The 7,861-nt window shown below is 62.1% G+C and carries 6 protein-coding genes; 5 read left to right on the forward strand and 1 reads right to left on the reverse strand.

What is annotated here, in order from left to right:
- Positions 1 to 392 precede the first annotated feature (392 nt).
- From ACTJKM_RS31435 to ACTJKM_RS31455, 5 genes are all read left to right on the forward strand, one after another.
- The gene (locus tag ACTJKM_RS31435; protein ID WP_058328040.1) at positions 393 to 3,428 is read left to right on the forward strand and encodes a helicase-related protein; all 3,036 of its coding nucleotides are present in this window, start codon (positions 393 to 395) and stop codon (positions 3,426 to 3,428) included.
- Between the two features lie 8 nt (positions 3,429 to 3,436).
- Entirely contained in the window at positions 3,437 to 3,850 is a 414-nt protein-coding gene (locus tag ACTJKM_RS31440; RefSeq protein ID WP_057254887.1) for an RNA-binding S4 domain-containing protein, read from the forward strand.
- A gap of 203 nt (positions 3,851 to 4,053) precedes the next feature.
- The gene (gene fdxA, locus ACTJKM_RS31445) at positions 4,054 to 4,392 is read left to right on the forward strand and encodes a ferredoxin FdxA (RefSeq protein WP_057254888.1); all 339 of its coding nucleotides are present in this window, start codon (positions 4,054 to 4,056) and stop codon (positions 4,390 to 4,392) included.
- A gap of 410 nt (positions 4,393 to 4,802) precedes the next feature.
- On the forward strand, positions 4,803 to 5,372 hold the full coding sequence (locus tag ACTJKM_RS31450; protein ID WP_034802893.1) for a CarD family transcriptional regulator: 570 nt from the start codon (positions 4,803 to 4,805) through the stop codon (positions 5,370 to 5,372).
- Positions 5,373 to 5,786: 414 nt separating this feature from the next.
- Positions 5,787 to 6,653, forward strand: coding sequence for an RNA polymerase factor sigma-32 (locus ACTJKM_RS31455; RefSeq protein ID WP_057254889.1), 867 nt, complete (start codon positions 5,787 to 5,789; stop codon positions 6,651 to 6,653).
- Between the two features lie 118 nt (positions 6,654 to 6,771).
- On the opposite strand, the gene ACTJKM_RS31460 is transcribed toward ACTJKM_RS31455, so the two are convergent.
- A complete protein-coding gene (locus tag ACTJKM_RS31460) occupies positions 6,772 to 7,707 on the reverse strand; it encodes an IS110 family transposase (protein ID WP_058326157.1) in 936 nt (311 codons plus the stop codon).
- Between the last annotated feature and the right edge of the window lie 154 nt (positions 7,708 to 7,861).

Here is a 7,861-nt window from a genome sequence, read left to right on the forward strand (position 1 = left end):
GGCTTTCCAGAGTCTTGGATTCGGAATCCTTTGACCTGTCTGGCAATGGGACAGCCAGGATTGAGGCGAGTCGTGGGCTCTAACACACGCGCGCGGCGTCAGATTCAGCATGTGGTGCAACGTTTGGTGTTGAAATCTATATGTAGTCGTGAACATACAGTGAATCGCGATGAGTCTTCGATTCGTCGCCGATTCGTTCCATGGCTGTTCCCGTTCTCGATTGCGCCAACCACAACAGGTGGTGCAATGGGCTGAGAGACGCCGAACGATGGTTTTAGTTGTCGGCGCCCCTTGCGTTTGGCTCGGTGCGTGGGCATGTGTTTGCCGCCAGCGTGAAAAGACGCTGTCGTAATTTCTGAATGCCCGGGATCGATGACGTGTCCGTTCACCCCATGATCCTGAGCGGCCGCGGCGTAACCGCGGTGCTCGGGCCAACCAATACCGGCAAGACGCACTACGCGATCGAGCGCATGATCGCGCATGACAGCGGCGTCATAGGCCTGCCGCTGCGCCTCCTGGCGCGCGAGGTCTATACGCGCCTGGTCGAAAGGGTCGGCCATCACAATGTCGCGCTGATCACTGGCGAGGAGAAGATTACTCCGCATCGCGCCCGCTATTCGGTCTGCACCGTCGAAGCGATGCCGAGGGAGACGACCGCGTCCTTCGTGGCGATCGACGAAGTGCAGCTTGCAGGCGATCTCGAGCGCGGTCACATCTTCACCGACCGGATCCTGCATCTGAGGGGGCGTGGCGAGACGCTGCTTCTGGGGGCTGCAACGATGCGGCCTATCCTGGAGCACCTCCTGCCCGGCATCACCGTCGTCGAGCGGCCGCGCATGTCGCAACTGCTCTATGCCGGTTCGAAGAAAATCACCCGCCTGCCGCATCGCTCGGCGATCGTCGCCTTCTCGGCCGACGAAGTCTATGCGATCGCCGAACTGATCCGTCGCCAGCGCGGCGGTGCCGCCGTCGTGCTCGGCGCGCTTTCGCCGCGCACGCGCAATGCGCAGGTGGCGCTCTATCAGGAAGGCGACGTCGAATATATGGTGGCGACCGACGCGATCGGCATGGGTCTCAACCTCGACGTCGATCACGTCGCCTTCGCGCAGGACCGCAAGTTCGACGGCTACCAGTTTCGCAACCTGAACCCGGCCGAGCTAGCGCAGGTCGCCGGGCGCGCCGGGCGACATCTGCGTGACGGAACGTTCGGCGTCACGGGTCGCGTCGATCCTTTCGACAACGAGCTCGTTCATCGCATCGAGTCGCACGAGTTCGATGCGGTCAAGGTGCTGCAATGGCGCTCGAAGGCGTTCGACTATTCCTCGCTTACCGCCTTGAAGAAGAGCCTCGATGCCGCGCCGAAAGTTCCCGGCCTTGCCCGGGCGCTACCTGCGGTAGACCAGCAGGCGTTCGAGCATCTGGCCCGCTACCCGGAGGTCGTCGACATTACGACCAATGCCGAGCGCGTCGAAAAACTATGGGAAGCCTGCGCGCTGCCGGACTATCGGCGCATCACGCCCGCCCAGCACGCCGATCTGATCTCGACGATCTACGCGGATCTCGTTCGCCGGGGTACGGTGAACGAGGACTTCATGGCCGAACAGGTCAGGCGTGCCGATCACACCGACGGTGAGATCGACACACTTTCGGCGCGAATCGCGCAGATCAGAACCTGGACCTATGTGTCGAACCGGCCGGGATGGCTGGCCGATCCGACACACTGGCAAGAAAAGACGCGGGAAATTGAAGATCGATTATCCGACGCACTACATGAACGGTTGACGAAACGCTTTGTTGATCGCAGGACATCTGTGCTCATGAAGCGCCTGAGAGAGAATGCTATGCTGGAAGCTGAAATCAGTGTGAATGGTGATGTCTTCGTCGAAGGACACCACGTAGGACAACTAACCGGTTTCCGGTTTACGCTGGCGACCGGCGGCGACGGCCCGGATGCCAAGGCCGTGCAGGGCGCTGCCCAGAAGGCGCTGGCGCTCGAGTTCGAGGCGCGGGCCGCACGTCTGCACGCCTCGGGCAACAACGACCTGGCGCTTTCGTCGGATGGTCTCGTGCGCTGGCTCGGCGATCCCGTCGCCCGTCTGGCAGCGAGCGACCATGTCATGCGTCCGCGCGTCATCCTGCTTGCCGACGATCAGCTGCAGGCGAACGCCCGCGAGCATGTCGTGGCGCGCATCGAGCGTTTCGTGAACCATCACATCGGTACGGTGCTGAAGCCGCTCGACGATATCTCGCGCGCTGAAGACCTCGAAGGCCTCGCCAAGGGCCTTGCCTTCCAGCTCGTCGAGAACCTCGGCGTGCTCTTCCGCCGCGATGTCGCCGACGACGTGAAGTCGCTGGACCAGGACGGTCGCGCGTCGATCCGCAAATACGGCGTTCGCTTCGGCGCCTACCACATCTTCCTTCCGGCGCTCTTGAAGCCGGCTCCGGCCGAGCTGATCACGCTGCTCTGGGCGCTGAAGAACGACGGCCTCGACAAGCCCGGCTATGGCGACCTCATCCCGATGCTCGCTGCCGGCCGTACGTCGGTCGTCACCGATCCGTCCTTCGAGCGCACCTTCTACAAGCTTGCCGGCTTCCGCTTCCTCGGAAAGCGCGCCGTGCGCATCGACATCCTCGAGCGCCTGGCCGATCTCATCCGGCCGCTGCTGCAGTGGAAGCCCGGCGCGCAGCCGCGTCCTGAAGGCGCCTATGACGGCCGTCGTTTCACCGCCACCACCTCGATGCTTTCGATCCTCGGCGCAACGCCTGATGATATGGAAGAGATCCTGAAGGGCCTTGGCTATCGGGCCGACAGCGTCAAGGCCGAGGAGGCTGCGGCCTTCCTCGCCAGCCAGGACGGTGCGCCCGCCTCTGCTGCCGCCGCCTCCGAGCCGGTTGCCGCCGTCGATGACGCGGACGCTGCTGACAGCGCGACGGATGCCGAGACCGCAGCCGTTGAGGCACCGGCCGCCGAGGCCGAGAAGCCTGAGGGCGAAGTCGCCACCAGCGAGGTCCAACCAGCCGAAGCTCAAGTCGCCGAGACCGGAGAACCGGTCGAAGCCAAGCCCGTGCTGCTGTGGCGTCCCGGCACCCGCCAGGATAACCAGCGCCAGGGCGGCGGTCGCCACCAGGGCGACCAGCGTCGCGGCGGCCAGCGCCATGGACATGGCCAAGGCCAAGGCCAAGGCCAGGGCGAGGGACGTGAGGGCGGACGCAAGGGCGGCCAGCCGGTGCGCGGCAAGCGCCATGACGGCGGCAAGTCGGAAGGCGGTCCGCGCCAGGACCGTGGTGACCGTCATGATCGCCACGACCGCGGCGGCAAGCCGGGCCAGGGCAAGTTCGAGGCGCGCCCGCCGCGTCGCGAGAAGCCGGTGGATCCGGATTCGCCCTTCGCCAAGCTCGCGGCGCTCAAGGAGCAGATGAAGAAGTAAGGCAGGTCATGGAAAAACAGCCCACGTCCAACCCGGCATCGCGCCAGCGTCTCGACAAGTGGCTGTTTTTCACGCGGCTGATCAAATCGCGCTCGCTTGCGCAAAAAGCGATCGAGGACGGCCGCGTGGCCGTCAACGAGCAGCGCGTGACGCAGTCGTCGTTTCAGGTCAAGACGGGGGACCTGCTTGAGCTCGTCCTCGACCGCCGCAGCGTGACCGTGCGCGTGCTTGCTCCAGGGGAACGACGTGGCCCCTACGAGGAAGCGCGGCTTCTTTATGATGATCTCACGCCGGAATTGCCTAAGGAGAAACTCTCGGCATTTGATCTCGCCACACGCGACCGTGGGGCGGGACGCCCGACCAAGAAAGAGCGGCGGGATACCGATCGGCTAAAACCCGATTTCGATCCGCGCGAGGATTAGAAAACTCTGCCTTTGCCGCGGCGTTTCGCGCATTGAATATTCTTGCAAAGGGTCCATAAAGCCTTTACCTGACAGACCCACGTTGGGTGCATCGGTCTTGCTTCGGCAGCTATGCGCGCCGGACATTCCTAGCATGCGCGGACGATGAGCATCACCATTGATTGCCGTCTGCCATCAAACGTGAGCATTGGCTGGAGTACCTCATGACGTATGTCGTGACCGACAATTGCATTCGCTGCAAGTATATGGACTGTGTCGAAGTCTGCCCCGTGGACTGCTTCTATGAGGGCGAGAATTTCCTCGTCATCCATCCCGACGAGTGCATCGATTGCGGCGTTTGCGAGCCGGAATGTCCTGCCGAGGCGATCAAGCCGGACACCGAGCCGGGCCTTGATATGTGGTTGAAAGTGAACGCTGATTTTGCCACGAAGTGGCCGAACGTCACGGTCAAGCGCGACCCGATGCCGGAAGCCAAGGAGATGGACGGCGTCGAAGGCAAGTACGAGAAGTTCTTCTCCGCCGAGCCGGGACAGGGCGACTGAGACGGACGATCTCTATCGTTCGTCGAGGCTGACGCAGCGAGCGCGACCCAGCGCGCCAAACCTGGGGAAAACACGCACTGCGCTCGCAGGTGCGAGAATGGTGGCTTGATGGCTGCCATGCAGCAAATTATTGATTTCGGCACTTTTTTGTGATAGGTTCCTTCTACTGATCCACAGAGGGTGTTTTTGCGCGCCCGAAAACCATCACGAAAGCAAACGATCTCCAAAAGGCGGTTTCTCCCTATTACGCAACATGGCTTTGCTCTGTTGCGACCGCATTTCATGAGGCTGTTTGCGTTCCGTGGACGGACCAGGATGTACCCACCCGGCGGTATCCCCGTCTATCCCGGGCCTCACTGACCCGGCCCCGGCCAGAATGGCCGGCGCGAAACAGGGAGTTTTTGAAACGAATGACGACCCAGCAGAAAAAATCTTCGACACGCCAGGGCTTCAAGACCGGTGAATCGATCGTCTATCCGGCCCACGGCGTTGGCCAGATCGTGGCGATCGAAGAGCAGGAAGTCGCGGGCATGAAGCTTGAGCTTTTTGTCATCGATTTCGAGAAGGACAAGATGCGGTTGAAGGTGCCGGTGGCCAAGGCTGTCAGCATCGGCATGCGCAAGCTGTCTGAAACCGATTTCGTCGATCGTGCGTTGAAGGTTGTGCAGGGCAAGGCTCGCGTGAAGCGCACCATGTGGTCGCGCCGCGCCCAGGAATACGATGCCAAGATCAACTCCGGCGACCTGATTTCCATCGCGGAAGTCGTTCGCGATCTCTATCGCGCCGAAAACCAGCCGGAACAGTCCTATTCCGAACGCCAGCTCTATGAAGCTGCCCTCGACCGCATGGCGCGCGAAATCGCTGCCGTGAACAAAATGTCGGAGACCGAAGCTGTGCGCCTCGTCGAGGCAAACCTCAGCAAGGGCCCGAAGCGCGGCAAGGCGATCGACGAAGACGACGCCCAGGACGAAGCAGCATAGGCTTCCACCCGCAGTGAGACTGCAAAAAAGCCCGGCCATCGCGCCGGGCTTTTTCTTTGATCTGATGGAACTTTTGCCCGCCACGCGCATTTACATTAGCCGGCAGGAACGCGCCGCTTTCGCGCCGGGCGATCTTGGTTCTGTGATCCGTCACCGTTCAGGTTCGTGATTTTGAAGTTAGGGCGCCGCGTCGTTTCTTCAAGTTCGGCGCTGAGGCTCTTGAGCGGGGAAGGAAAAGATCATGCGGTTTTCCGCGCCCATCCCGCTCTGACTTAAAAGAACCGATCACGATGATTTCGATCGATCCGATCCAAATCATCGTGATCTAGACGCCCCTGCTGCCGGACGCGCCATCTGTCCGGCCTTTTAGACTTCACACGCAATGGCGCCCGGGCGCCAGTCACGGAGTGATCGATGAAGACTCTCACTGCAGACCGGCGGATGATCAAGATCGCAATGGAGGCGCCTTATCTCGAGCGCGACGAGGAGCACGCGCTGGCACAGGCCTGGCGGAACGACCATGATCAGGAAGCCCGCAACAAGATCGCCATGTCGCATATGCGGCTCGTGATCTCGATGGCAGCGAAGTTCCGCAACTTCGGCCTGCCCATGGGCGACTTGGTGCAGGAAGGCCATATCGGCCTCCTGGAAGCGGCGGCCCGCTTCGAACCCAGCCGTGAGGTCAGGTTTTCGACCTATGCGACCTGGTGGATCCGGGCATCGATGCAGGACTATGTCCTGCGCAATTGGTCGATCGTCCGGGGCGGCACGAGTTCGGCTCAGAAGGCGCTGTTCTTCAATCTGCGGCGGTTGCGTGCACGTCTGGCGCAAGGCGACAGGCAACTTACATCGCAGGCTATGCATGAGGAAATTGCCGCGGCGCTCGGCGTCAGCATCGCCGATGTGCAGACCATGGATGCGCGGCTTTCCGGCAGCGACACTTCCTTGCAGGCCCCCGTTGGCGGCGCCGATTCCGATGGCGGCGAGCGGCTGGATTTCCTGGCCAGCGATGCGCCGCTTCCGGACGAACAGGTCAGCGACATGATCGACGGCGAGCGGGCCCGTGTGTGGCTCCGCGATGCGCTGGGTGCCTTGACCGAAAGGGAGATGCGGATCATCCGTGCACGACGACTGTCGGAGGACGGTGCGACGCTGGAAGAGCTCGGCCTCGATCTCGGCATTTCCAAGGAACGGGTGCGACAGATCGAAACTCGGGCGCTCGAAAAGCTCAGAGTGGCGCTCGCGACCAAAGCGCCGGCCCTGACTGCGGGCATTCACTAAAGCTTGTCGCGCAAAAGTGCGCAGCGGTTTTGTGATAACGACCTGCGAAATGTCGAGCGCTTAAAGCGCAAGGAGTGAATCTGAAAGATCGCGACGCGCTTTAGAGTATCCGTGTTGGTCAAGTACGGGTTGGTTCCCATATGCGGCCATCCCTGAGCAATGCGTTTGCGATGATGATGAGCTTTCGCATGACGGCGGTAATGGCGAGTTTTGAGGCTTTTCCGGCGGCCTTGAGCCGGTCGTACTTGGCCTTGAGGTCGGGATTGAAGCGGATGGCGACGAGCGCGGGCATGTAGAGTGCTCGTCGGACATTGGCCCGGCCGCCGCGGATGAAGGCGCGGCCGATCCACTGTCCGGACTGGCGAGCGACCGGAGCGAGGCCGGCGAGGGAAGCGACCTGGGCCTGGTCGAGTGTACCGAGTTCGGGCATGTCGATGAGAAGCGCGAAGGCGGTGATTGCTGACACGCCCGGGATCGAGACGAGAATGTCGAAGCGTCGTGCGAGGTCGGGATCGACCTTGATGAGCGCCATGATCTCGTTTTCGAGGGCCGCGATCTGGCGCTCGATCTGCCTGAGCTGTTCGGCGTTGTGGCGCTTGAGGATCGGCAAGGTCAGGTTTTTCGCCCTGTTCCTGGCCGCCGTTCGGTTCTTCACCAATGCCTCGCGGGCCATGTGCAGGTCCTTGAGATCGTTGAGGGTCGGGCCTCGCGCCGGCCGCGCCTCGAGTTCGAGCAACACCCCCATGCGGGCGAGCATCGCAGCATCCAGCCGGTCGGTCTTGGCGAGCCTGCCGGTGGCCTCGGCAAATCGCCGCGCCTGACGCGGATTGACCTTGACCAGCGCGAAGCCCGCCTCTGCCAGCCTGTGCTCAAGGGCCCGATGATAGGGGCCTGTCGGCTCGTAGACGATACGCAGCTCAGGCCGCTCCAACCAGCCGATCAATGTCCTATGGCCACGGCTGTCGTTGGCGAAGCGCCGGCTCACACCGTCGCTCAGCCTGTGGACGTCGAGATGGTCTTTCGAGATGTCGACCCCGATGCTATCGTTCATCATCTTTCGCTTGTCCTGTGCTTGTCATCCGGAGCCGAACTCCGGGTATCCGTTCAGGCCTCAAGGGAAAGACGAGGGCGATCCGACTCTAGCTCGACCCATCAAAAGGTCCGCAATTCCAACGATCCGACCCTCGCCGCTGCGGGAGGGCGGCGAC

The organism is Ensifer sp. 22460 (genome assembly GCF_052044935.1).
GTDB lineage: Bacteria > Pseudomonadota > Alphaproteobacteria > Rhizobiales > Rhizobiaceae > Ensifer.

What these genes read in the sequence shown, in the direction of transcription:
- ACTJKM_RS31435 (WP_058328040.1), top strand. Translation starts at nt 393, where the DNA reads ATGATCCTGAGCGGCCGCGGCGTAACCGCGGTGCTCGGGCCAACCAAT.
- ACTJKM_RS31450 (WP_034802893.1), top strand. Translation starts at nt 4,803, where the DNA reads ATGACGACCCAGCAGAAAAAATCTTCGACACGCCAGGGCTTCAAGACC.
- ACTJKM_RS31455 (WP_057254889.1), top strand. Translation starts at nt 5,787, where the DNA reads ATGAAGACTCTCACTGCAGACCGGCGGATGATCAAGATCGCAATGGAG.
- ACTJKM_RS31460 (WP_058326157.1), bottom strand. Translation starts at nt 7,707, where the DNA reads ATGATGAACGATAGCATCGGGGTCGACATCTCGAAAGACCATCTCGAC.
- fdxA (WP_057254888.1), top strand. Translation starts at nt 4,054, where the DNA reads ATGACGTATGTCGTGACCGACAATTGCATTCGCTGCAAGTATATGGAC.
- ACTJKM_RS31440 (WP_057254887.1), top strand. Translation starts at nt 3,437, where the DNA reads ATGGAAAAACAGCCCACGTCCAACCCGGCATCGCGCCAGCGTCTCGAC.